Here is a 22,213-nt window from a genome sequence, read left to right as displayed (position 1 = left end):
ACTTAGCCCTCCTTGGCAGGGGTCGGGGCGGATTGGCCGCTGTCTTTGAGGGCCTTGGTGACTTCCGGCGGCATGTATTTTTCATCGTGCTTGGCCAGCACTTCATCGGCCACCACCACGCCGTCGGCGTTGAGCTTGCCGAGGGCAACGATGCCCTGCCCTTCGCGGAACAGGTCCGGGAGGATGCCGCGGTAGGTGATGGTCACGGACTTGTTGAAGTCGGTGACGATGAACTTGACGTCCAGGGAGTCGCCGGAGCGTTGCAACGAGCCTTTCTCGACCATGCCACCGGCACGGATTCGGGTGTCCAGCGGCGCTTCGCCGTTGGCGATCTGGGTCGGGGTGTAGAACAGGTTGATGTTCTCCCGCAGGGCGCTCAGGGCCAGGGTCACGGCAATGCCGACACCGGCCATGATGGCCAGGATGATCAACAGACGCTTTCTACGCAGCGGATTCACTTTTCGGTCTCCCGGCGCAAACGACGCGCCTCTTGTTGCAGGTAACGCTTGCGGGCCAGGATCGGCGCGGCGACGTTGAGGGCCAGCACCGCCAGGCAAATGCCATAGGCCGTCCAGACGTACAGGGCGTGATGGCCCATGGCGAGAAAATCACTGAAAGAGTTGAAGCTCATCCACGGGCTCCCAGGCTGTTTTGCACTTCGGCCTTGACCCAACTGGTGCGGGCTTCACGCTTGAGCACTTCGAGGCGCATGCGCAGCAGCAGCACGGCGCCGAAGAAGCAGTAGAACCCCAGCACCATCAGCAGCAGCGGCGCCCACATTTCCACGGGCATTGCCGGCTTTTCGGTGAGGGTGAAGGTGGCGCCCTGGTGCAGGGTGTTCCACCACTCCACCGAGTATTTGATGATCGGGATGTTGATCACGCCGACGATCGCCAGCACCGCGCAGGCCTTGGCGGCGCTGTCACGGTTGCTGATGGCGTTGCCCAGGGCAATCAGGCCGAAGTACAGGAACAGCAGGATCAGCATCGAGGTGAGTCGCGCATCCCATACCCACCACGAACCCCAGGTCGGCTTGCCCCAGATCGCGCCGGTGACCAGCGCCACGGCGGTCATCCAGGCACCGATGGGCGCGGCGCATTGCAGGGCCACATCCGCCAGTTTCATCTTCCACACCAGGCCGACGATGCCGCACACCGCCAGCATCACGTAGCAGGACTGGGCCAGCATCGCGGCAGGCACGTGGATGTAGATGATGCGAAAGCTGTTGCCTTGCTGATAGTCCGGCGGCGCGAAGGCCAGGCCCCAGACCAGGCCGATGCCGATCAGCAATACCGCGGCGATGCTCAACCACGGCAGCAGTTTGCCACTGATGCCGTAAAACCATTTGGGCGAGCCGAGCTTGTGAAACCAGGTCCAGTTCATGCTGTTTCCATCACGGTTGCTTCTCGTCGTTGCGAGAAGCTTAGGGTCTTTACTGGTTAAGGTTCTATCGCTTAACCAGACCTCATTATTCGCCGACGCTGATCTTCAGGCCAGCCGCTATAGCAAAGGGTGTCAGGGTTACCGCCAGGGCGGCCAGGCTGCCAAGCCACAGGAGGTAACCGGTCGCCGGCATGCCCTGGAGCGCGGCTTGCAACGCGCCGCTGCCCAGGATCAACACCGGGATATACAAAGGCAAGATCAGCAGGGCCAACAACAGGCCACCGCGTTTCAAACCGACGGTCAGTGCCGCACCTACGGCGCCCAGTAGACTGAGAACCGGCGTGCCAAGCAACAAGGAAAGGAGCAACACCGGCAGGCATTCGGTGGGCAACCCCAGCATCATCGCCAGCAGCGGCGCGAGCAATACCAGCGCCAGGCCGGAAAACGCCCAGTGTGCCAGTACCTTGGCCAATACCAGAAGTGGCAGGGGGTGCGACGAAAGGACCCACTGTTCGAGGGAACCGTCTTCAAAATCACTGCGAAACAGCCCGTCCAGCGAGAGCAGGACTGACAAAAGCGCCGCCACCCAGACCAGTCCCGGAGACAAGGTTTGCAACAGTTTAGTCTCGGGGCCCACCGCCAACGGGAACAGCGCGATCACAATCGCGAAGAACACCAGCGGGTTGGCCAATTCGGCCGGACGGCGACAGAGTAACCGCGCTTCGCGGGCGACCAACAGGGCAAATACGCTCATACCGCCCACCGGCCCAGGTCGAGGTCGCGGTAACCGGCGGGCATGCGCGTCAAGGTGTGGTGAGTGGTCAGGACAACCATGCCGCCCTGCTCGCAGTGCGCGGCAAGGTGTTCTTCCAATTGGGCAACGCCTTGTTTGTCGAGGGCGGTGAAGGGTTCGTCGAGAATCCATAGCGGCGGGCCGTCGAGATACAAACGGGCCAGGGCCACGCGGCGCTGCTGGCCGGCGGACAGGGTGTGGCAGGGAACGTCTTCGAAACCCTTGAGGCCAACCGCGGCCAGCGCCTGCCAGATCGCCTCGCGGCTGGCGGGATGATGCAGGGCGCTGAGCCAACTGAGGTTTTCTTCAGCGGTAAGCACATCCTTGATTCCGGCGGCGTGGCCGATCCAGATCAGGTTGCGCGCCAGCTCGGTGCGCTGCTCGTGCAACGGTTTGCCGTTGAGCCGCACTTCGCCCGCCGTCGGCTGCATCAGACCGGCCAGCAGGCGCAACAGGCTGGTCTTGCCGCTGCCGTTGGGGCCGCTGACCTGCACCATGTCGCCGCCCGCCAGACGCAGTTCGAGGTGTTCGAACAGCATCCGCAGGTCACGTTCACAGGCGAGCGCTACGGCTTCTAGAAGAGGGCTGGTCAAGAGATCGCGGGCCTTTACGGTTCAAGTCGGCGGTGGAACGGCCGTTAAAGAGATGCACATTAACTGCTTTGGCGACCGTTTTTAGAGAGCTGGATCAATCAGTTGTGTTGTTTTTAACGCTCTCTTTGAAGACGGGCGGCATTATACATGTGATGCCCTACTCTAAAGAGGGCAATTTCCCCTGAGACGGCGCGCACGATGACCGGTGAGATCAATCTTCCCACGCTCCCCCCGACGCTTCCGGCCGGGCCTGCGCCCGCGCCTGCAGCGGGCGAGTTGCTGAAACTGCTGGAGCCGCAGACCGGCCTGATCGACCCCGGAAAAACCGTAAATGCCGAGGTGCTGGCACTGAAACAAGGCGGCGATGCATTTCAGTTGCTGCTCAAGCTGACCCTGGAAGGCGGCCGGCAAACCCTGGTGCAGGCCAGCAGCAGCCAGCCGCTGCCGCTGGGTACCCAGGTGGAAGTCAGCCAGACGCCGTCGGGCAATTTGTCCATCAGCCTGCAGCAGGCCCTGAGTTCCAGCGTCGCCGCGCTGACGCGTATCGATACCAGCCAGTTACCGGTGGGCACCCTGCTGCAAGGCAAGGTGCTGACCACCCAGGCGCTGCCACAGGGCGCCAACCAGCCGGTGGTGTATCGCTCACTGGTGTCGGTGCTCAATAACGTCCTCAGCGGCGCGACCCTGACCGTCGAAAGCCCGCAGCCCTTGCGCGTCGGCAGCCTGCTCAGCGCCGTGGTGCAAAGTGCGCAGACCTTGAGTTTTGTACCGCTGAGCGGGCGCCAGGACCAATTGGCCGTGGCCCAGCAACTATCCACCCAGCAAAGCCGCCAGGGCTCGCTGGACGTGGTGTTCACCGCGCTGCAAAGCCTGCCGGCGACCAGCAGCGACAGCACCGGGGCCGACCTGCGCGCCGCCGCCGAGCGTTTGCTCGCCGGCCTGCCCGACCTGGCCCAGGCCAGCAACCCCAAGGTGCTGGCGCAACTGATCCAGAACAGCGGGACCTTCCTCGAAGCCAAGTTGCTGGCCGGGCAAAACCCGCAGATACCGCCGCTGGACATGAAAGGCGCGCTGCTGCGCTTCGTCGCCGACCTGCTGCCAGCCCTGCCCGCCAGCACCAATCTGAATGCGATCCTCGCTGCCAACACCCTGGCGCAATTGCTGCCCAGCTTCGTACGCAGCCCGCTGGGCACCCTCGGCCAGGTCGGCGCCAGGCAGGCGCCCGCAGGCTTTCCGCTGCCCGATCGGCTGATGCAACGCCTGGAAGGTGAAAGTGACCTGGAAAACCTGCTGCGCCTGGCCGCCGGGGCCATCTCCCGCCTGCAAAGCCATCAGCTGTCGAGCCTGGAGCAGACCGGTACCACCGCCGACGGCAAGCTCTTGACCACCTGGCAGCTGGAAATCCCCATGCGCACCTTGCAGGACATCGTGCCGTTGCAGGTCAAGTTCCAGCGGGAAGAACCGGCGCCCGACAAGGAACAGCCGGAACGCAAGGACAGCAAGGATCCCAAGCAAATGCTCTGGCGCGTGGAAATGGCGCTCGACATGGAGCCGCTCGGCCCGTTGCAGGTCCAGGCGCAACTGAGCCAGGGCAAACTGTCGAGCCAGTTGTGGGCGACCCGGCCCTTCACCGCCAGCCTGATCGAAAGCCACCTGGGCAGCCTGCGCGAGCGCCTGGTGTCGTCGGGACTCAACGTCGGCGACCTCGACTGCCACCTCGGCACCCCGCCACGGGGCCCGAAAACCGGGCTTGAACAACGCTGGGTGGATGAAACCGCATGAAAAACCCCAACCCGCCCCGCCAGGCCATCGCCCTCAAATACGACGGGCAACAAGCGCCGACCCTGACCGCCAAGGGCGACGATGCCCTGGCCGAAGCCATCCTCAAGCTGGCCCGGGAGAACGAAGTCCCGATTTACGAAAATGCCGAGCTGGTCAAATTACTGGCACGCATGGAGTTGGGCGACAGCATCCCGGAAGAGTTGTACCGCACCGTCGCCGAGATCATCGCGTTTGCCTGGACGCTGAAGGGCAAGTTCCCGGTGGGCTACGACCCGGACGCGGGGCCGGTGGAGCGGGATGTGACGGAAAGAGGCGACGATTATTAAGGTGGGAGCCGGCTGATCGTTCCCACGCTCTGCGTGGGAACGCCGCCTCGGACGCTCCGCGTCCAACTGGCGCTGCAACGTTCAAGTCTTGCGCAGGGGTGACGCGGAGCGTCACGGGATGCATTCCCCCGCAGAGCGTGGGAATGATCAGTTGCGGTGGGTGGTGTATAGCAATTATATCTTTCGAGGTATAGATTATCTCGAACCCGATAGTTCAGGATAAACCCATGAGCCCTACCCGCCCGATTCTCAGTCGAAAGCTACTCGCCGAAGCGCTCGCCCGTGATCTGGCAGGCGAGTCATTTGCCGACTACAGCTCCGGCATGTTCCTCGCGGCTCCGCGCCGTACCGGCAAGAGTACGTTCCTGCGCAACGACCTTATCCCCGAGTGCAAGGCCCGGGGCTGGCTGCCGGTGTACGTGGACCTGTGGATGAACCGCGAAGTCGACCCCGCCGAACTGATCTCCGGCGCCATCGGCAAAGCCCTGGGCGAGTTCGAAAGCGCAGTGAGCAAAGCGGCCAAGAAGGCCGGTATCGACAAGATCAGCCTGCTGCGCACCTTGAGTTGGGATTTCACCAAACCGCAATTGCCCGCCGGCACCACGCTCAGCCACGCCCTGGACGTGCTGCACCAGGTCTCGGGGCAAATGATCGTGCTGATCGTGGACGAGGCCCAGCACGCCCTCAACAGCGAAGGCGGGGTGAACGCCATGTTCGCCCTCAAGGCGGCACGGGATCATCTCAACGGCAGCAGCACGGCCGATGGCCTGCGCCTGGTCTTCACCGGCTCCAGCCGGGACAAACTGGCCAACCTGGTACTCAAGAGCAAACAACCGTTCTTCGGCGCCCACATCACACCGTTCCCGCTGTTGAGCCGGGATTTCGTCGAGTTCGTGACGGACCTCTGGAACCAGCGCCTGGCCGCGACCAACCAGTTCAACCTGGAGGACATGGACTATGCCTTCCAGCTCGTTGGCCGGCGCCCGGAAATGCTCAACACACTACTGACCGAAGTGAGCGTGGGTCTTGGCGAGGCCAGCAACCTTGGCGAGTTGCTGAGGACCGGGGCACTCAATCACCAGGCCGGCATCTGGAGCGACTACGAGAGCGCCTACAACGACCTCTCGCCGCTGCAACAGGCGGTACTTGAAGTGATGGGCGAACGAACCCTGGGCAAGCAGGCGTTCTCGCCTTTTGCGGAGAAAACCTTCCAGGATGTGAACCGCAAGCTGGAACAGGCCCAGGTCGAGCCGAACGCCAGCACGCCAAACGTGCAGAAAGCACTGGAAGTGCTGCGGGAGAAGGAGTTGGTCTGGAAAGCCAACCGTGGTGAATATGCTTTGGAGGACTCGACCATGGCCGAATGGCTGAGCAACCGGCACCGGCTATAAGCTGCAAGCAATACCGCTTGCAGCTCGTAACCTTCAGTTGTCCTTGTGCAACCGGCTCATCAACTGCGCTTCAGCCTGGGTCAACCCGCAGGACTGCGTCAGCTCATCCACCGTGGCGCCCATGCCCACCAGCTTCGCCGCCTGGGCAAATGAGAGGCTCGACGGGTCACGCTGCTCGAGTGCCGACAGCTTGTCCGGCAACGGCGCCAGCACCGAACGCAGCTCGTGCACTTCATCACCCACACGCACCGCACTTTGCTGGAAGTGGTCGACCCGCTTGGCCAGCTCCAGGATCCGCCGGTCGCGCACAGCGTCGCGCTCGACTTGTCGAGTGGCCAATTCCCGTTGCTGGCGAACATAACGCAGCAGGAAGCCCAGGGTCCCGGCCCAAAGGATGGCCAGGACGATCACCGCTACCTCAAGAAACAATCAGATATTCTCCAGGTCCTGCCACTCTTCTTCGCTCATCATCTTGTCCAGCTCAACCAGAATCAGCAGTTCGCCGTTCTTGTTGCAGACACCCTGGATGAACTTGGCCGATTCTTCGTTGCCGACGTTCGGCGCAGTCTCGACTTCGGATTGGCGCAGGTAAACCACTTCCGCCACGCTGTCGACCATGATCCCGACCACTTGCTTGTCGGCTTCGATGATCACGATGCGGGTGTTGTCGTTGACTTCGGTCGGCACCAGGCCAAAACGCTGGCGGGTGTCGATCACGGTCACCACGTTGCCGCGCAGGTTGATGATGCCCAGCACATAGCTTGGGGCACCCGGAACCGGAGCGATTTCGGTGTAGCGCAGCACTTCCTGCACACGCATCACGTTGATGCCATAGGACTCGTTGTCCAGCTTGAAGGTGACCCATTGCAGGATTGGATCATCCACCAGACCTTGTGCGGACACTGACTTGTTCATACTCCAGACCCCTTCAAATACCGTTGGTTACGGTGTGTGTTCTTGGGCAGCGCCTTAGCGCTGCTGCTTGTTATCAAGTGCGTTTGTTCAGCGGCATGGCTTTTACCGCGCCGCTGGCAATCAACTCCGCCAGTTCGGCGACATCCAGCAACGCGCACATGTGTTCGATCACAGTGCCCGCCAGCCATGGCCGCTGGCCCCGGTGGCTGCGCCATTTGATTTCGTTCGGGTCCAGGCGCAATGAGCGGCTGACCTGATGCACCGCCAGCCCCCACTCGTAGCCCTGGACCGAAATAACGTATTGCAGGCCCTGGCGGAAGTCATCGCGGTAGCGGTCGGGCATCACCCAACGCGCGGTGTCCAATACCTTCAAGTTGCCCTGCTGGCTCGGCAGGATCCCGAGGAACCAATCCGGCTGGCCGAACAACGGCGTCAACTCCTGGCCTTCCAGGGAGTAGATCGAACCCAGGCACACCAGCGGCACGGCCAGGGTCAACCCGGCGACATCGAACAGCAAACATTCGAACGGCTCCGCAGCCCACACCGGGCGACCGTCGCCCTGTACCGGCTGCGGCGTAATGCTCGGCGGGAGGTGAACCTCAACCACCGGCTCCACCACTACAGGCGCAATCACCACAGGCTCGACGGGCACAGCAACCGGTACAGGAACGGCTACGGGAACCACCAACGCATCACGGGCCTGTTCTTCCAGGACCGCCAACTGAAACTCGTCCAGGGCAGCAGGTTCAGGCTCGATGACTTCATCGAGGATCAGAATCGGTTCCGGCATGTCCTCGGTGGCGTCCTGGAGCAAGGCGTCCAGGTAGGACTCCAGCGCCAGTTGCGGCCGGGTCTTGAAATCAACGGGACGGTTCATCTGTATGCCCACGCGCAAGCCCCATCAACCCTGTATTCAGAGGTTATCGGCCTGTGAGTGTCCGGACTTGAATCGAGAGCCGGTTTGGTCAGGAAAACCGCGGCGTCTGCATCGCTGGCAAGCCAGGCTCCTACAGGGCTGTTTATGACCATCACGCCACCTGCGCCACAAGTTGCTGGGACAACAGGTGCTTGAGCAACGCCCGATACGCCAGCACCCCACGGCTCTTGCCGTCGAACTGCGACGGCGTCAGCCCTGCCCGGCTCGCATCTCGCAGGCGCGTGTCCACTGGGATGTAGCCTTGCCAGATGGTGTCCGGATAAGCATCGCGCAATACCCGCAAGGTGCCGAGGGACGCCTGGGTACGGCGGTCAAACAGGGTCGGCACGATGCTGAACGGCAGCGCTTGCTTGCGCGAGCGGTTGATCATCGCCAGGGTGCTGACCATGCGCTCCAGGCCTTTGACGGCCAGGTGCTCGGTCTGCACCGGGATCACCAGCTGTTGGCTGGCGGCCAGGGCGTTGACCATCAGCACGCCGAGCAACGGCGGGCTGTCGATGATCGCGTAGTCGAAGTCCTGCCACAGCTGCGCCAGGGTCTTGGCGATCACCAGGCCCAGGCCGCTCTGCCCCGGCGACTGGCGCTCAAGGGTGGCCAGGGCGGTGCTGGACGGCAACAGCGAGATCTTTTCATTGCTGGTAGGCAGCAACAGTTGCCCCGGCAAGTCGGCCGGCACGCTGCCCTTGTGCAGGAACAGGTCGTAGCAACTGTGTTCCAGGGCATCCGGGTCATAGCCGAAATAGCTGGTCATGGAGCCGTGGGGGTCCAGGTCGACCACGACCACACGCTTGCCGGCCTCGGCCAGCAAGCCGGCCAAGGCGATGGACGTGGTGGTTTTACCGACACCACCCTTTTGATTGGCAACTGCCCAGACTCTCATTCGGATTGTTCCTCCCGGCAGGCACAGGCTCGACCGAGAAATTGCATGGGGTTATAGAGCCGGTGACGGAGAATTGACGGCACTCCCGCGAACCGGCGCCTTTACGGGCGCTGGTGCAGTTTGTGTGCCAGCCCGCTTCAAGGCGGCATCCGGTGTTGCATTGGCAGTGCCGGTACCGGTCAGGCTGCGGCGTACGTCCAGGTTGCGCGACACCACCAGCACCACCCGACGGTTGCGCGCACGGCCTTCCGCCGTGGCGTTATTGGCCACCGGCTGGAACTCGCCGTAACCCACCGACGCCAGGCGCCCGGGGTTCACACCCTGCATCGCGAGCATTCGTACAATACTCGCCGCCCGGGCCGAAGACAGCTCCCAGTTGGTCGGGTACTGCGCGGTACTGATCGGCAGGTTATCGGTAAAGCCTTCAACGTGGACCGGGTTTTCAAACGGCTTCAGGATCGCCGCCACCTTGTCGATGATGGTAAACGCCTGGTCGCTGGGCATTGCATCGGCACTGGCGAACAGCAGGCTGGAATTGAGCTCGATCTCGACCCACAACTCATTGCCGCGCACGGTCATCTGGTTGGAGCTGATCAGGTCGCCAAAGGCCGCGCTGATGTTATCGGCGATGCTTTTCAGCGGGTCGCTGGTGCCACCAATGCCGGCGGCGGTTTCATCGCTGTCGTTGACCAGCGGCTTGGCCGGGGTCACGGTCTTGGGGCGTTCTTCGCCAATGGGTATCGGCTTGAGGGCGCGGTCAGCGTCGTTGAACACGCCAATCAGCGCCTGGGAAATGACTTTGTACTTGCCTTCGTTGATCGAGGAAATGGAGTACATCACCACAAAAAACGCGAACAGCAACGTAATGAAGTCGGCGTAGGACACCAGCCAGCGTTCATGGTTGACGTGTTCTTCAGGCTCGCGGCGGCGACGGCTCACAACAAATACCTCCCATCAATCCATGAAGCCCTGGAGCTTCAATTCGATGGAGCGCGGGTTTTCACCCTCGGCAATCGAGAGGATGCCTTCGAGCAACATCTCGCGATAACGCGACTGGCGCAGGGCGATCGACTTGAGCTTGCTGGCCACCGGCAACAACACCAGGTTGGCACTGGCCACGCCGTAGATGGTGGCGACGAACGCCACGGCAATCCCGCTGCCCAGTTGCGACGGATCGGCCAGGTTGCCCATCACGTGGATCAAGCCCATCACCGCACCGATGATGCCGATGGTCGGCGCGTAGCCGCCCATGCTTTCAAAGACTTTGGCAGCGTTGATGTCGCGGCTTTCCTGGGTGTAGAAGTCCACTTCGAGGATGCTGCGAATCGCTTCCGGCTCGGCGCCGTCCACCAGCAGTTGCAGGCCTTTGCGGGCGTAGCTGTCGGGCTCGGCATCGGCCACGCCTTCCAGCCCGAGCAGGCCTTCCTTGCGCGCCGTGAGGCTCCAGTTGACCACGCGGTCGATGCCGCCCGGCAAGTCGACACGCGGCGGGAAGATGATCCAGATGAGGATCTGCATCGCGCGCTTGAACGAACTCATGGGCGACTGCAACAACGCCGCGCCCACGGTGCCGCCGATCACGATCAACGCCGCCGGGCCGTTGGCCAGTGCGCCCAGGTGGCCGCCTTCGAGGTAGTTGCCGCCGATAATTGCGACAAATGCCATGATGATGCCAATCAGGCTCAATACATCCATCAGAGGCAAGCCTCCACCAGGTGCTTGCCGATGTCGTCCAGGCTGTAGACGGCGTCGGCCAGGTCGGCCTTGACGATGGCCATGGGCATGCCATAGATCACGCAGCTGGCTTCATCCTGGGCCCAGATCGCGCTGCCGCCCTGCTTGAGCAGGCGCGCGCCTTCACGGCCGTCGGCGCCCATGCCGGTCAACACCACCGCCAAAACTTTGTCGCCGTAGGATTTGGCCGCAGACCCGAAGGTGATATCCACACACGGCTTGTAGTTCAGGCGTTCGTCACCCGGCAGGATTTTGATCGCACCACGGCCATCGACCATCATCTGCTTGCCACCGGGGGCCAGCAGCGCCAGACCCGGACGCAGGATGTCGCCATCCTCGGCTTCCTTGACGCTGATGCGGCACAGCTTGTCCAGGCGCTCGGCGAACGCCTTGGTGAACGCGGCCGGCATGTGCTGGATCAACACGATCGGCGCCGGGAAGTTGGCCGGCAATTGGGTCAACACCCGCTGCAAGGCCACCGGGCCGCCGGTGGACGTACCGATGGCCACCAGTTTGTAGGCCTTGCGCTTGGGCGCAGGTGAATGCGCGGCGGGCGCAGCCGTACGCACCGGGGCGGCGGCCGGGCGCGCAACCGGTGTCGGCGCCGGGCGACCAAAGGTGCTCGGGGCGGCCGGTGGCGGCGTAACGGGTGCGGGCGCCGGCGCACTGAACAGGCTGCGACGGTTACTGCGGGAGATGCTGTGCACCTTCTCGCAGAGCATCTGCTTGACCTTCTCGGGGTTGCGCGAGATGTCTTCGAAATTCTTCGGCAGGAAGTCCACCGCGCCGGCATCCAGCGCATCCAGGGTGACCCGGGCGCCTTCGTGGGTCAGCGAGGAGAACATCAACACCGGCGTCGGGCAGCGCTGCATGATGTGCCGCACCGCCGTGATGCCGTCCATCATCGGCATCTCGTAGTCCATGGTGATCACGTCCGGCTTGAGCGCCAGGGCCTGATCGATCGCCTCTTTGCCGTTGGTGGCCGTGCCGACCACCTGGATATTGGAATCCGATGAAAGAATTTCCGAGACGCGGCGGCGGAAGAAACCCGAATCGTCCACCACCAGGACCTTGACTACCATAAACACTCCGTTAGGCCGGGCGAGGGACAACCGCCCTGCCCGGGCCGAATCAAATACGCCGTGCGGCGTAACGCTTGAGCATGCTCGGAACATCCAGAATCAGCGCGATCCGACCGTCACCGGTAATGGTCGCACCCGACATGCCCGGGGTTCCCTGCAGCATTTTGCCCAAAGGCTTGATGACCACTTCTTCCTGGCCCACCAGTTGATCGACCACGAAGCCGATACGCTGGGTGCCCACGGAAAGAATCACCACATGGCCTTCGCGCTGCTCTTCATGCTTGGCCGAAGCCACCAGCCAGCGCTTGAGGTAGAACAGCGGCAACGCCTTGTCGCGCACGATCACCACTTCCTGGCCGTCCACCACGTTGGTGCGCGACAGGTCGAGGTGGAAGATTTCGTTGACGTTGACCAGCGGGAAGGCGAACGCCTGGTTGCCCAGCATCACCCGCCGGGTCGGCAGGATCGCCAGGGTCAACGGCACCTTGATGACGATCTTCGAGCCCTGGCCCTTGGTCGAGTAGATGTTGATCGAGCCGTTGAGCTGGCTGATCTTGGTCTTCACCACATCCATGCCCACGCCACGGCCCGACACGTCGGAAATCTCGGTCTTGGTGGAGAAGCCCGGGGCGAAGATCAGGTTGTAGCACTCGGTGTCGGTGAGGCGGTCGGCGGCGTCCTTGTCCATCACCCCACGCTTGACTGCAATGTTGCGCAGTACCGTGGGGTCCATGCCTTTGCCGTCATCGGTGATCGACAGCAGGATATGGTCGCCTTCCTGTTCGGCCGCCAGGATCACTTTGCCCTGGCGGTTCTTGCCCGAGGCTTCGCGCTCTTCCGGCGTCTCGACACCGTGGTCGACCGCGTTGCGCACCAAGTGGACCAGCGGGTCGGCCAGGGCCTCGACAAGGTTTTTGTCGAGGTCGGTTTCTTCACCCACCAGTTCCAGGTTGATCTCTTTCTTGAGCTGGCGTGCCAGGTCGCGAACCAGGCGCGGGAAACGGCCGAAGACTTTCTTGATCGGCTGCATCCGGGTCTTCATGACGGCGGTCTGCAGGTCTGCGGTGACCACGTCGAGGTTCGACACGGCCTTTTGCATGGCCTCGTCGCCACTGTTCAGGCCCAGGCGCACCAGGCGGTTACGCACCAGCACCAGTTCGCCGACCATGTTCATGATGTCGTCCAGGCGCGCGGTATCAACCCGCACGGTGGTTTCGGCTTCACTGGCCGGTTGCTTGTCCGGGGCCGGGGCAGCCGTGGCAGCCCGGGCCGGTGCTGGAGCCGGAGCCGGAGCCGCTTTCGCTGCGACAGGCGCGGCAGCCTTGGCGGCAGGAGCCGGTGTTGCGACAGCTGCGGCAGCAGCCGGTGCAGCAGCCGGTGCAGCAGCGCCGACCACTTCGGTGAACTTGCCCTTGCCGTGCAGTTCATCCAGCAGGGCTTCGAATTCGTGATCGGAGATCAGTCCATCGGCGGCCGGCGCAGCAGCGGGTGCCGCAGGCGCGGCGGCCGTTGCGGCGACTTCCGGCAGAGCCTCGGCGGCAAACGAGCCTTTGCCGTGCAACTGGTCCAGCAGCGCTTCAAATTCGTCGTCGGTGATTTCATTGCTGACGGGCGCCGCGGCTTCCGTTGGCGCTGGCGCTGCGGCCACCGCGTCCGGGGCAAACTGGCCCTTGCCGTGCAACTGGTCGAGCAACGACTCGAACTCGGCGTCAGTAATGTCTTCGGTGGTCGGCACCATGGCCGGCGCACTGGCTGCCGGCGCTTCGGCTTCGGCCTTGACGGCGTTCAGCGAGTCCAGCAGTTGTTCAAATTCGCTGTCGGTCACGTCGCCCGCAGGCTCGGCAACCGGCTCAGCCACCGCTTCCACCACGGGAGCGTTGGCCGCAGGTTCCGCCAGGCGCGCCAGAGCGGCCAGCAGTTCCGGCGTGGCGGCAGTGATCGGTGCGCGCTCGCGCACTTCACTGAACATGCCGTTGACCGCGTCCAGTGCTTCCAGGATCACGTCCATCAGTTCCGAGTCGACGTGCCGCTCACCCTTGCGCAGGATGTCGAACACGTTCTCGGCGATGTGACAGCACTCCACCAGCTCGTGGAGCTGGAGGAAGCCGGCGCCCCCTTTTACAGTATGAAAACCGCGAAAAATTGCATTGAGCAGGTTCGCATCATCCGGTCGGCTTTCCAGCTCGACCAGTTGTTCGGACAGTTGCTCTAAAATTTCGCCGGCCTCTACAAGGAAATCCTGAAGGATTTCTTCATCGGCGCCGAAGCTCATGGGTGTGCTCCTTAGAAGCCTAAACTGGACAGCAAATCGTCTACGTCGTCTTGCCCGGATACAACGTCTTCACGTTTATCGGCATGAATCTGCGGACCTTCACCCTTGGCGAGGTGTTTTTGTGGATCTTTTTCAGAAAGGATCGCTGCGCGGTCATGTTCGATGCCGGCAAACCGGTCGACCTGGCCCGCCATCAACACCAGTTTGAGCAGGTTGCTTTCCACTTCGGTGACCAGTTGGGTCACACGCTTGATCACCTGACCGGTGAGGTCCTGGTAATCCTGGGCCAGCAGAATGTCATTGAGGTTGCTGGAAACCGTGCGGTTTTCCTGCTCGCTGCGGGACAAAAAGCCCTCGACCCGACGCGCCAGCTCACGAAACTCCTCAGCGCCCACTTCCCGACGCATGAACCGGCCCCAGTCAGTGCTCAGGGCCTTGGCTTCACTGGCCATACCGTTGACCAGAGGCGTGGCGTTTTCCACCAGGTCCATGGTGCGGTTGGCCGCCGCCTCAGTCAGCCTGACCACGTAGGACAGGCGTTCGGTGGCATCCGTGATCTGCGAGATTTCCTCGGCCTGGGGCATGTGCGGGTCAATCTGAAAATTGACTATCGCACTGTGCAACTCACGGGTGAGCTTGCCCACTTCCTGGTACAGGCCGCGGTCACGGGTCTGGTTGAGCTCATGGATCAACTGCACCGCGTCGCCGAACTGGCCTCTTTCAAGGCTTTCGACGAGTTGATGAGCATGTTTTTTCAGGGTCGACTCAAAGTCGGCCTGCGATGATTCTTTATGCTCCATAGCTCCCCCGTGGCAGCATCAATGACCGATGCGTTCGAAGATCTTTTCGATCTTCTCTTTCAAGGCCAGTGCAGTGAATGGCTTGACCACGTAGCCGTTGACCCCGGCCTGGGCGGCTTCGATGATCTGTTCACGCTTGGCTTCAGCGGTCACCATCAGCACAGGCAGGCTGCGCAGTTTTTCATCAGCGCGCACGTGGCGCAGCAGATCGATACCGGTCATGCCCGGCATGTTCCAGTCCGTTACCAGAAAGTCGATGCTCCCGCTGTTGAGGATCGGAATCGCCGTAATACCGTCATCCGCCTCGACCGTGTTAGTGAACCCAAGGTCACGCAACAGGTTTTTTATGATCCGCCGCATCGTTGAGAAGTCATCAACGATGAGGATTTTCATGTTCTTGTCCAATTCGACCTCCAAGCAGTCTTAAACGCGCCCAGCACCTGGGCGCGCCATATCAATCAACAGGCGTTACACAAAAAGGACTACCGGGGGCGCACCACGGGCCAAGCCCGTCCGGGCGCAGGGCCTGGACGGTATCGTTCGCAGTGTCCCCACACTGCCTGTCAGCGCGCTCGCCACTCTCCCAAACGCCCCCGCAAGCGGGCCGCGCACTGGCTGTGTAACTGGCTGACCCGCGATTCGCTGACTCCCAGGACCTCACCGATTTCCTTGAGGTTCAGCTCTTCGTCGTAGTACAGCGCCAACACCAGTCGCTCACGCTCCGGCAAATTGGCTATCGCGTCCGCCAGCGCGCTCTGGAAGCGTTCATCTTCCAGGTCCCGTGACGGTTCGAGATGGGCACTCGCGCCGTCCTCGTGCAGCCCTTCATGTTCGCCGTCCTGTAAAAGGTCGTCGAAACTGAACAGCCGGCTGCCCAAGGTATCGTTCAAAATCCCGTAGTAATCGTCGAGACTCAATTGGAGTTCGGCCGCAACTTCATGATCTTTAGCGTCGCGACCGGTTTTTGCTTCAATTGAGCGAATTGCGTCACTCACCATCCGCGTATTGCGGTGCACTGATCGCGGCGCCCAATCACCTTTACGCACTTCATCGAGCATGGCCCCACGGATACGGATACCCGCGTATGTCTCGAAACTCGCGCCCTTGCTCGCGTCGTACTTGGTCGACACTTCAAGCAGGCCGATCATCCCGGCCTGGATCAAGTCCTCGACCTGCACGCTGGCAGGCAAGCGCGCCAGCAGGTGATAGGCAATGCGCTTGACCAGGGGCGCATAGCGCTCGATCAATTCGACTTGACTGTCACGTGCCGACTTCTTGTAAAGGTTGTAGCCGCTGGCTGTCATAGCACCGGTCCTGCGCTCGTCTGATGCACCAATCGCTCGACGAAAAACTCCAGATGCCCCCGGGGATTGGCGGGCAACGGCCAGGTATCGACCTTCTGGGCAATAGCCTTGAACGCCAATGCGCACTTCGAACGAGGGAACGCTTCATAGACCGCACGCTGCTTTTGCACGGCCTTGCGCACACACTCGTCGTAAGGAACTGCGCCAACGTATTGTAAGGCGACATCGAGGAAGCGATCCGTGACCTTGGTCAACTTGGCGAACAGATTCCGCCCTTCCTGCGGGCTTTGGGCCATGTTGGCCAGCACGCGGAAGCGGTTCATGCCGTAGTCGCGGTTGAGCAGTTTGATCAGGGCGTAGGCGTCGGTGATCGAGGTGGGTTCGTCGCACACCACCAGCAACACTTCCTGGGCTGCGCGCACGAAACTGACCACCGACTCGCCGATCCCGGCGGCGGTGTCGATCACCAGTACGTCGAGGTTGTCGCCAATGTCGCTGAACGCCTGAATCAGGCCGGCATGTTGCGCCGGGCTCAGGTGCACCATGCTCTGGGTGCCGGAAGCGGCCGGCACGATGCGAATCCCGCCGGGGCCTTGCAACAGTACGTCGCGCAGCTCACAGCGGCCTTCAATCACATCGGCCAGGGTATGTTTGGGCGTCAGTCCCAGCAGAACGTCGACGTTCGCCAGCCCCAGGTCAGCATCCAGCAGCATGACGCGACGGCCAAGCTCTGCCAGGGCCAGGGACAAATTCACTGACACGTTAGTTTTCCCGACGCCACCTTTGCCGCCGGTCACCGCGATCACCTGTACGGGATGCATGCTGCCCATTTTATTTCTTTACCTTGTCTTGCTTAGACGCAGGCTACATAAGTTGGCCGCGCGAACTGCTGGCAGGCCATCGATGTAGATACTTTTCACTGTCATTTTTAAATAGAAAGCCATGATGCCTCAGCCAACTCGCTTGTTCGGGCTGTGGTAGAGGTCAGCAAACATGTCAGCCATAGCTTCCTCACTGGGTTCTTCCTGCATTTGCACGCTGACAGCCCGGCTGACCAACTGATGACGGCGCGGCAGATGCAGATCATCCGGGATCCGCGGCCCGTCGGTCAGGTAGGCGACCGGTAATTCATGACTGATTGCCAGGCTCAATACTTCGCCCAGGCTTGCCGTCTCATCCAGTTTAGTCAGGATGCAACCCGCCAGCCCGCAGCGCTTGTAGCTGTGGTAGGCGGCGGTCAATACCTGCTTCTGGCTGGTAGTGGCAAGCACCAAATAGTTTCTGGATTTGATCCCGCGCCCGGCCAGGCTTTCCAGTTGCATGCGCAGGGCCGGGTCGCTGGCTTGCAGGCCGGCGGTGTCGATCAGCACCACGCGCTTGCGCAGCAATGGGTCGAGGGCGTTGGCCAGGGACTGGCCCGGGTCGACGTGGGTCACCGGCACATTGAGGATGCGGCCCAGGGTCTTGAGTTGTTCCTGGGCGCCGATGCGGTAGCTGTCCATGCTCACCAGCGCGATGTTCTGGGCGCCGTACTTGAGCACGTAACGTGCGGCCAGCTTGGCCAGGGTGGTGGTCTTGCCCATGCCGGCCGGGCCGACCATGGCAATCACACCGCCTTCTTCCAGGGGTTCGATTTCCGGGGTGACGATCATCCGCGCCAGGTGGGCCAGGAGCATGCGCCAGGCCTGGCGAGGTTCTTCAATTTGCGTGGTCAGTTGCAGCAGGTCGCGGGACAACGGGCCGGACAGGCCGATGCGTTGCAGGCGACGCCACAGGTTGGCCTGTTGTGGCTGGCTGCCCTGCAACTGGTTCCAGGCCAGCGAACCCAGCTGCACTTCCAGCAGTTCACGCAGGCCGTTGAGTTCGAAGCGCATCGAGTCGAACACCCGCTGGTCTACCGCCGGCGCCGGGGCTGACGCAGCAGGACGCGGTGGTTCAACAAAAGTCGGCTCTACCAGCGGCTCGGACGCGGTCAACGGCAGCCCGGCAAACAGCTGGCGATTGGTGGAGGCGTCGCTGTCGCCACGCATGCTCAGTTCAGCCTGGGCCGAGACAATGCGCGAAGCGGTCTTGCGCAGCTCGTCTTCCAGTTCCATGTTCGGCACGCGCGGCGCCAGGGCCGAGGGTTTGTAATCCAGGGCAGCCGTCAGCTCCACACCGCCTGCAATACGACGGTTACCGATAATCGCAGCGTCGGCGCCCAACTCATCACGTACCAGTTTCATGGCCTGACGCATATCGGCGGCGAAAAAACGCTTCACTTGCATATCCCACTACCTCAGCCGTTGGGCCCTACTGTCGCGACGATAGTCACTTGCTTATTGTCAGGAATTTCCTGGTAAGCCAATACGTGCAAATTCGGTATAGCCAGGCGTCCAAACCGCGACAACATCGCCCGGACGGGGCCAGCCACCAGCAGGATCACCGGATGGCCTTCCATTTCCTGGCGCTGCGCGGCCTCGATCAACGAACGCTGCAGCTTCTCTGCCATGCTTGGCTCCAGCAACACGCCCTCATCAGCGCCCTGCCCAGCCTTCTGAATACTATTGAGCAATATTTGTTCCAACCTTGGTTCCAAGGTGATAACAGGCAGCTCGGAGTCAAGCCCTACAATGCTTTGGACGATTGCACGCGACAATCCGACGCGCACTGCGGCCACCAGGGCGGCAGTATCTTGACTCTTGGCGGCATTGTTGGCGATAGCTTCGGCAATGCTGCGAATGTCCCGCACCGGCACCTGCTCGGCCAACAGCGCTTGCAGCACCTTGAGCAGTTGCGAGGTGGACAGCACACCCGGTACCAGCTCTTCGGCGAGTTTTGGCGAGGCCTTGGCCAGCAATTGCAAGAGTTGCTGGACTTCTTCGTGGCCAATCAGCTCGTGGGAGTGCTTGTACAGAATCTGGTTGAGGTGGGTGGCGACCACAGTGCTGGCGTCGACCACGGTGTAGCCCAGCGACTGCGCCTGGCTGCGCTGGCTGATTTCGATCCATACCGCTTCCAGGCCAAAAGCCGGATCTTTGGCGGTAATCCCGTTGAGGCTGCCAAACACCTGGCCCGGGTTGATCGCCAGTTCGCGGTCCGGGTAGATCTCGGCCTCGGCCAGAATCACCCCCATCAGGGTCAGGCGGTAGGCGCTCGGGGCCAGGTCGAGGTTGTCGCGAATGTGCACGGTGGGCATCAGGAAGCCCAGGTCCTGGGACAACTTCTTGCGCACACCCTTGATCCGCGCCAGCAATTGCCCACCCTGGTTGCGATCCACCAGGGGAATCAGGCGGTAGCCGACTTCCAGGCCGATCATGTCGATCGGGGTCACGTCGTCCCAGCCCAGCTCCTTGGTTTCCAGGGCGCGGGCCGGCGATGGCAGCAGTTCCTGCTGGCGCGCCACTTCCTGCTGGGCAATCACCTTGATGTTGTTTTGTTTTTTCCAGAACAGGTAGGCACCGCCGGCGGCCATGGCGGCCATGCTCAGGAACGAGACATGGGGCATGCCCGGCACGATGCCCATGATCGCCATGATGCCTGCCGCCACCGCCAGCGCCTTGGGCGAGGCAAACATCTGCCGGCTGATCTGCTTGCCCATGTCTTCGGAGCCCGAAGCACGGGTCACCATGATCGCCGCAGCTGTAGATAACAACAGTGATGGCAATTGCGCCACTAAACCGTCACCGATGGTCAGCAGGGCGTAAACCTTGCCGGCGTCGCCGAAGGTCATGCCGTGCTGGAAGATGCCGACCGCCATGCCGCCGATCAGGTTGATAAACAGAATCAACAGGCCGGCGATGGCGTCGCCGCGCACGAATTTGCTGGCACCGTCCATGGAACCGTAGAACTCGGCTTCCTGGGCGACTTCAAGGCGACGGGCCTTGGCCTGGTTCTGGTCGATCAGGCCGGCGTTGAGGTCGGCGTCGATCGCCATCTGCTTGCCGGGCATCGCGTCGAGGGTAAAACGCGCGCTCACCTCGGAAATCCGCCCGGCGCCCTTGGTCACGACCACGAAGTTGATGATCATCAAGATCGCAAAAACCACGATACCGACCACGTAGTTACCGCCGATCACCACCTCGCCGAAGGCCTGGATCACCTTGCCCGCGGCGGCGTGGCCGTCCTGGCCGTGGAGCATCACCACCCGGGTGGAAGCCACGTTAAGCGCCAGCCGCAGCAGGGTGGCGATCAGCAGGATGGTCGGGAATACCGCGAAATCCAGCGGCCGCAGGGCGTATACGCACACCAGCAACACGACGACCGACAGCGCAATGTTGAAGGTGAAGAACACATCCAGCAGGAACGGCGGCATCGGCAACATCATCATTGCCAGCATCACCAGCAACAACAACGGCACACCCAGATTGCCTCGCGAGAGGTCAGTCAGGGTGCCACGGGCCGTGCTGAGCATTTGAGAGCGATCCACCGGTATTCCTCGTTTCCTTGAAGCAAACTTTTGACGCCGGGAAGCGTCCTGGAGGCGGTATTGCAAGAAGCCTTCCAACTTTTGCTTGAGGAAGCAGATCGGTCTCACGAACAGCGAAGGGCTACCGCCGTACACACATCACCTGTGGCGAGGGAGCTTGCTCCCGTTGGGCTGCGCAGCAGCCCCGGAACGGCTTGCGCGCTTTGCCTGAATCACCGCGCTAGCTTTATTGGGGGCGCTTCGCACCCCAGCGGGAGCAAGCTCCCTCGCCACGCTGATTGAGGTAGCGCCCTCGCCCGCGACTTACACGGTGCGAGATGCAATTGCGGGAACGCTCAGGGGGATTTCTGTTGTTTGGGCGGACGCCTTCGCGAGCAAGCCCGATCCCACATTTGACCGCGTTTCTACAGGATATACACGGTCAAATGTGGGAGCGGGCTTGCTCGCGAAGAGGCCAGGAGGGACGCTACAAAATCAGGAATCCCGACGCAAATCCGGTGGAATCGGCAGGTCTTTGAGCGGATCCGGCCGCTTGCCCTTGCCCGCCCGGTACTGGCGGATCTGATACACGTACGCCAACACCTGAGCCACCGCCAGATACAACCCGGCCGGGATCTCCTGGTCCAGGTCGGTGGAGTAGAAGATCGACCGCGCCAACTCCGGCGATTCCAGCAGCAGGATGTCATTGGCTACCGCAATCTCGCGGATTTTCAACGCCGTGAAATCACTGCCCTTGGCCAGCAACATCGGCGCCCCACCCTTCTCCGGGTCGTACTTGAGCGCCACGGCGTAGTGGGTCGGGTTGGTGATGACCACATCGGCATCGGGCACCGAGGCCATCATCTTGCGCTGGGACATCTCGCGCTGCAGCTGGCGAATCCGCTGCTTGACCTCGGGCCGGCCTTCCTGGTCCTTGTGCTCGTCGCGCACTTCCTGCTTGGTCATCAGCAGTTTCTTGTGGCTTTCCCACAGCTGGATCGGCGCATCCACCGCAGCAATGAGGATCAGCCCGCAAGCCATCCACAGCGAGCTCCAGCCCACCACTTGCACACTGTGGATGATCGCCAGCTCAATCGGCTCATGGGCGATGCGCAGCAGGTCGTCGATGTCGGACGACAACACCGTCAACGCCACAAACAGGATCAGGATGAACTTGGCCAAGGCCTTGAGCAGCTCCACCAGGGCCTTGGTGGAAAACATCCGCTTGAGCCCGGCCGCCGGGTTCATCCGGCTGAATTTGGGCGCCAGGCTGCCGGCGGCAAACAGCCAGCCGCCGAGGGAAATCGGGCCGATCAGGGCCGCCAGCAACAAGGTGATGAGGATCGGCTGCACCGCGAGGATCGCGATCTTGCCCGAGTGCAGCAGGTACAAGCCCATGGCCCCCGGGCTCAGCAGCACGTCGCGGGGCAGGGAGAAATTCAGGCGCATCAACTCCATCAGGTCCAGGGCCAGGCCACCGCCGTAGATCAGCAGGCCGCCGGAACCGGCGAGCATGATCGCCAGGGTGTTGAGCTCTTTGGAGCGGGCAATCTCGCCCTTTTCCCGGGAGTCCTTTTTACGTTTCTCCGTGGGGTCTTCTGTCTTGTCCTGGCCACTCTCGCTCTCGGCCATGG

23 protein-coding genes are annotated in these 22,213 nt (G+C 62.0%); 3 read left to right on the top strand and 20 right to left on the bottom strand.

All coding sequences use genetic code 11. The annotated features are described in order from the left end of the window. Positions 1-2: 2 nt before the first annotated feature. The 5 genes from ccmE to ccmA all read right to left on the bottom strand — a co-directional run bounded on the left by ccmE (position 3) and on the right by ccmA (position 2,715). Positions 3-458: a cytochrome c maturation protein CcmE gene (gene ccmE / locus ACIOMR_RS05575; protein WP_008434786.1), complete on the bottom strand. Its 456-nt coding sequence runs from the start codon at positions 456-458 to the stop codon at positions 3-5. Then, entirely contained in the window at positions 455-631 is a 177-nt protein-coding gene (ccmD, locus tag ACIOMR_RS05570; RefSeq protein ID WP_008434788.1) for a heme exporter protein CcmD, read from the bottom strand. Before ccmD ends, ccmE begins: the two co-directional genes overlap by 4 nt. Beyond that, entirely contained in the window at positions 628-1,383 is a 756-nt protein-coding gene (locus tag ACIOMR_RS05565) for a heme ABC transporter permease (RefSeq protein ID WP_003210634.1), read from the bottom strand. The genes ccmD and ACIOMR_RS05565 overlap by 4 nt, the downstream gene beginning before the upstream one ends. Positions 1,384-1,468: 85 nt before the next feature. Then, complete coding sequence (gene ccmB, locus ACIOMR_RS05560) at positions 1,469-2,137, bottom strand: heme exporter protein CcmB (RefSeq protein ID WP_003210635.1); 669 nt, start codon at positions 2,135-2,137, stop codon at positions 1,469-1,471. Further along, the gene (gene ccmA / locus ACIOMR_RS05555; RefSeq protein WP_003210636.1) at positions 2,134-2,715 is read right to left on the bottom strand and encodes a cytochrome c biogenesis heme-transporting ATPase CcmA; all 582 of its coding nucleotides are present in this window, start codon (positions 2,713-2,715) and stop codon (positions 2,134-2,136) included. Before ccmA ends, ccmB begins: the two co-directional genes overlap by 4 nt. 252 nt (positions 2,716-2,967) lie before the next feature. On the opposite strand from ccmA, the gene ACIOMR_RS05550 reads away from it, so the two are divergent. The 3 genes from ACIOMR_RS05550 to ACIOMR_RS05540 all read left to right on the top strand — a co-directional run bounded on the left by ACIOMR_RS05550 (position 2,968) and on the right by ACIOMR_RS05540 (position 6,268). Continuing rightward, positions 2,968-4,551 (top strand): flagellar hook-length control protein FliK, encoded by a 1,584-nt coding sequence (locus tag ACIOMR_RS05550; protein WP_401192751.1) that lies wholly within the window; start codon positions 2,968-2,970, stop codon positions 4,549-4,551. Next, positions 4,548-4,877, top strand: a complete 330-nt coding sequence (locus ACIOMR_RS05545; RefSeq protein WP_003210638.1) for an EscU/YscU/HrcU family type III secretion system export apparatus switch protein — start codon at positions 4,548-4,550, stop codon at positions 4,875-4,877. Before ACIOMR_RS05550 ends, ACIOMR_RS05545 begins: the two co-directional genes overlap by 4 nt. 227 nt (positions 4,878-5,104) lie before the next feature. After that, positions 5,105-6,268: a hypothetical protein gene (locus ACIOMR_RS05540; RefSeq protein WP_102604690.1), complete on the top strand. Its 1,164-nt coding sequence runs from the start codon at positions 5,105-5,107 to the stop codon at positions 6,266-6,268. Between the two features lie 33 nt (positions 6,269-6,301). Here the strand turns inward: ACIOMR_RS05540 and ACIOMR_RS05535 are convergent, their stop codons facing one another. The 15 genes from ACIOMR_RS05535 to flhB all read right to left on the bottom strand — a co-directional run bounded on the left by ACIOMR_RS05535 (position 6,302) and on the right by flhB (position 22,211). After that, positions 6,302-6,697, bottom strand: coding sequence for a DUF2802 domain-containing protein (locus ACIOMR_RS05535; protein ID WP_008434800.1), 396 nt, complete (start codon positions 6,695-6,697; stop codon positions 6,302-6,304). Further along, positions 6,698-7,183 carry a chemotaxis protein CheW gene (locus ACIOMR_RS05530; RefSeq protein ID WP_003210641.1) on the bottom strand — a complete coding sequence of 162 codons (486 nt, stop codon included), beginning with the start codon at positions 7,181-7,183 and terminating at the stop codon, positions 6,698-6,700. Positions 7,184-7,256: 73 nt separating this feature from the next. After that, a complete protein-coding gene (locus ACIOMR_RS05525; RefSeq protein ID WP_177008378.1) occupies positions 7,257-8,060 on the bottom strand; it encodes a CheW domain-containing protein in 804 nt (267 codons plus the stop codon). A gap of 151 nt (positions 8,061-8,211) precedes the next feature. Continuing rightward, complete coding sequence (locus ACIOMR_RS05520; RefSeq protein WP_003210643.1) at positions 8,212-9,000, bottom strand: ParA family protein; 789 nt, start codon at positions 8,998-9,000, stop codon at positions 8,212-8,214. Positions 9,001-9,051: 51 nt separating this feature from the next. Continuing rightward, the gene (gene motD / locus ACIOMR_RS05515) at positions 9,052-9,939 is read right to left on the bottom strand and encodes a flagellar motor protein MotD (RefSeq protein ID WP_003210644.1); all 888 of its coding nucleotides are present in this window, start codon (positions 9,937-9,939) and stop codon (positions 9,052-9,054) included. 15 nt (positions 9,940-9,954) lie between these two features. Next, complete coding sequence (locus ACIOMR_RS05510) at positions 9,955-10,695, bottom strand: flagellar motor protein (protein WP_003210645.1); 741 nt, start codon at positions 10,693-10,695, stop codon at positions 9,955-9,957. Beyond that, positions 10,695-11,816: a chemotaxis response regulator protein-glutamate methylesterase gene (locus tag ACIOMR_RS05505; protein ID WP_177019593.1), complete on the bottom strand. Its 1,122-nt coding sequence runs from the start codon at positions 11,814-11,816 to the stop codon at positions 10,695-10,697. The genes ACIOMR_RS05510 and ACIOMR_RS05505 overlap by 1 nt, the downstream gene beginning before the upstream one ends. Positions 11,817-11,865: 49 nt before the next feature. Continuing rightward, complete coding sequence (locus ACIOMR_RS05500) at positions 11,866-14,088, bottom strand: chemotaxis protein CheA (protein WP_401192742.1); 2,223 nt, start codon at positions 14,086-14,088, stop codon at positions 11,866-11,868. An 11-nt stretch (positions 14,089-14,099) separates the two neighbouring features. Continuing rightward, positions 14,100-14,888 carry a protein phosphatase CheZ gene (locus ACIOMR_RS05495; RefSeq protein ID WP_003214538.1) on the bottom strand — a complete coding sequence of 263 codons (789 nt, stop codon included), beginning with the start codon at positions 14,886-14,888 and terminating at the stop codon, positions 14,100-14,102. A gap of 18 nt (positions 14,889-14,906) precedes the next feature. Beyond that, complete coding sequence (locus tag ACIOMR_RS05490) at positions 14,907-15,281, bottom strand: chemotaxis response regulator CheY (RefSeq protein ID WP_005790040.1); 375 nt, start codon at positions 15,279-15,281, stop codon at positions 14,907-14,909. Positions 15,282-15,451: 170 nt separating this feature from the next. Continuing rightward, positions 15,452-16,192 carry an RNA polymerase sigma factor FliA gene (fliA, locus tag ACIOMR_RS05485; protein ID WP_008434817.1) on the bottom strand — a complete coding sequence of 247 codons (741 nt, stop codon included), beginning with the start codon at positions 16,190-16,192 and terminating at the stop codon, positions 15,452-15,454. Then, on the bottom strand, positions 16,189-17,022 hold the full coding sequence (gene fleN, locus ACIOMR_RS05480) for a flagellar synthesis regulator FleN (protein WP_003192912.1): 834 nt from the start codon (positions 17,020-17,022) through the stop codon (positions 16,189-16,191). The genes fliA and fleN overlap by 4 nt, the downstream gene beginning before the upstream one ends. 120 nt (positions 17,023-17,142) lie before the next feature. Then, a complete protein-coding gene (gene flhF / locus ACIOMR_RS05475) occupies positions 17,143-18,459 on the bottom strand; it encodes a flagellar biosynthesis protein FlhF (RefSeq protein ID WP_401192736.1) in 1,317 nt (438 codons plus the stop codon). A gap of 11 nt (positions 18,460-18,470) precedes the next feature. Next, positions 18,471-20,585 (bottom strand): flagellar biosynthesis protein FlhA, encoded by a 2,115-nt coding sequence (flhA, locus tag ACIOMR_RS05470; protein ID WP_023659255.1) that lies wholly within the window; start codon positions 20,583-20,585, stop codon positions 18,471-18,473. A 489-nt stretch (positions 20,586-21,074) separates the two neighbouring features. Continuing rightward, positions 21,075-22,211 (bottom strand): flagellar biosynthesis protein FlhB, encoded by a 1,137-nt coding sequence (gene flhB, locus ACIOMR_RS05465; RefSeq protein WP_087694331.1) that lies wholly within the window; start codon positions 22,209-22,211, stop codon positions 21,075-21,077. Positions 22,212-22,213: the final 2 nt, after the last annotated feature.

It is taken from the genome of Pseudomonas sp. NPDC087814 (assembly GCF_044742865.1).
GTDB lineage: Bacteria > Pseudomonadota > Gammaproteobacteria > Pseudomonadales > Pseudomonadaceae > Aquipseudomonas.
Note: the sequence above shows the minus strand (reverse complement) of the source record. Positions and strands in the feature narration are given on the sequence as shown.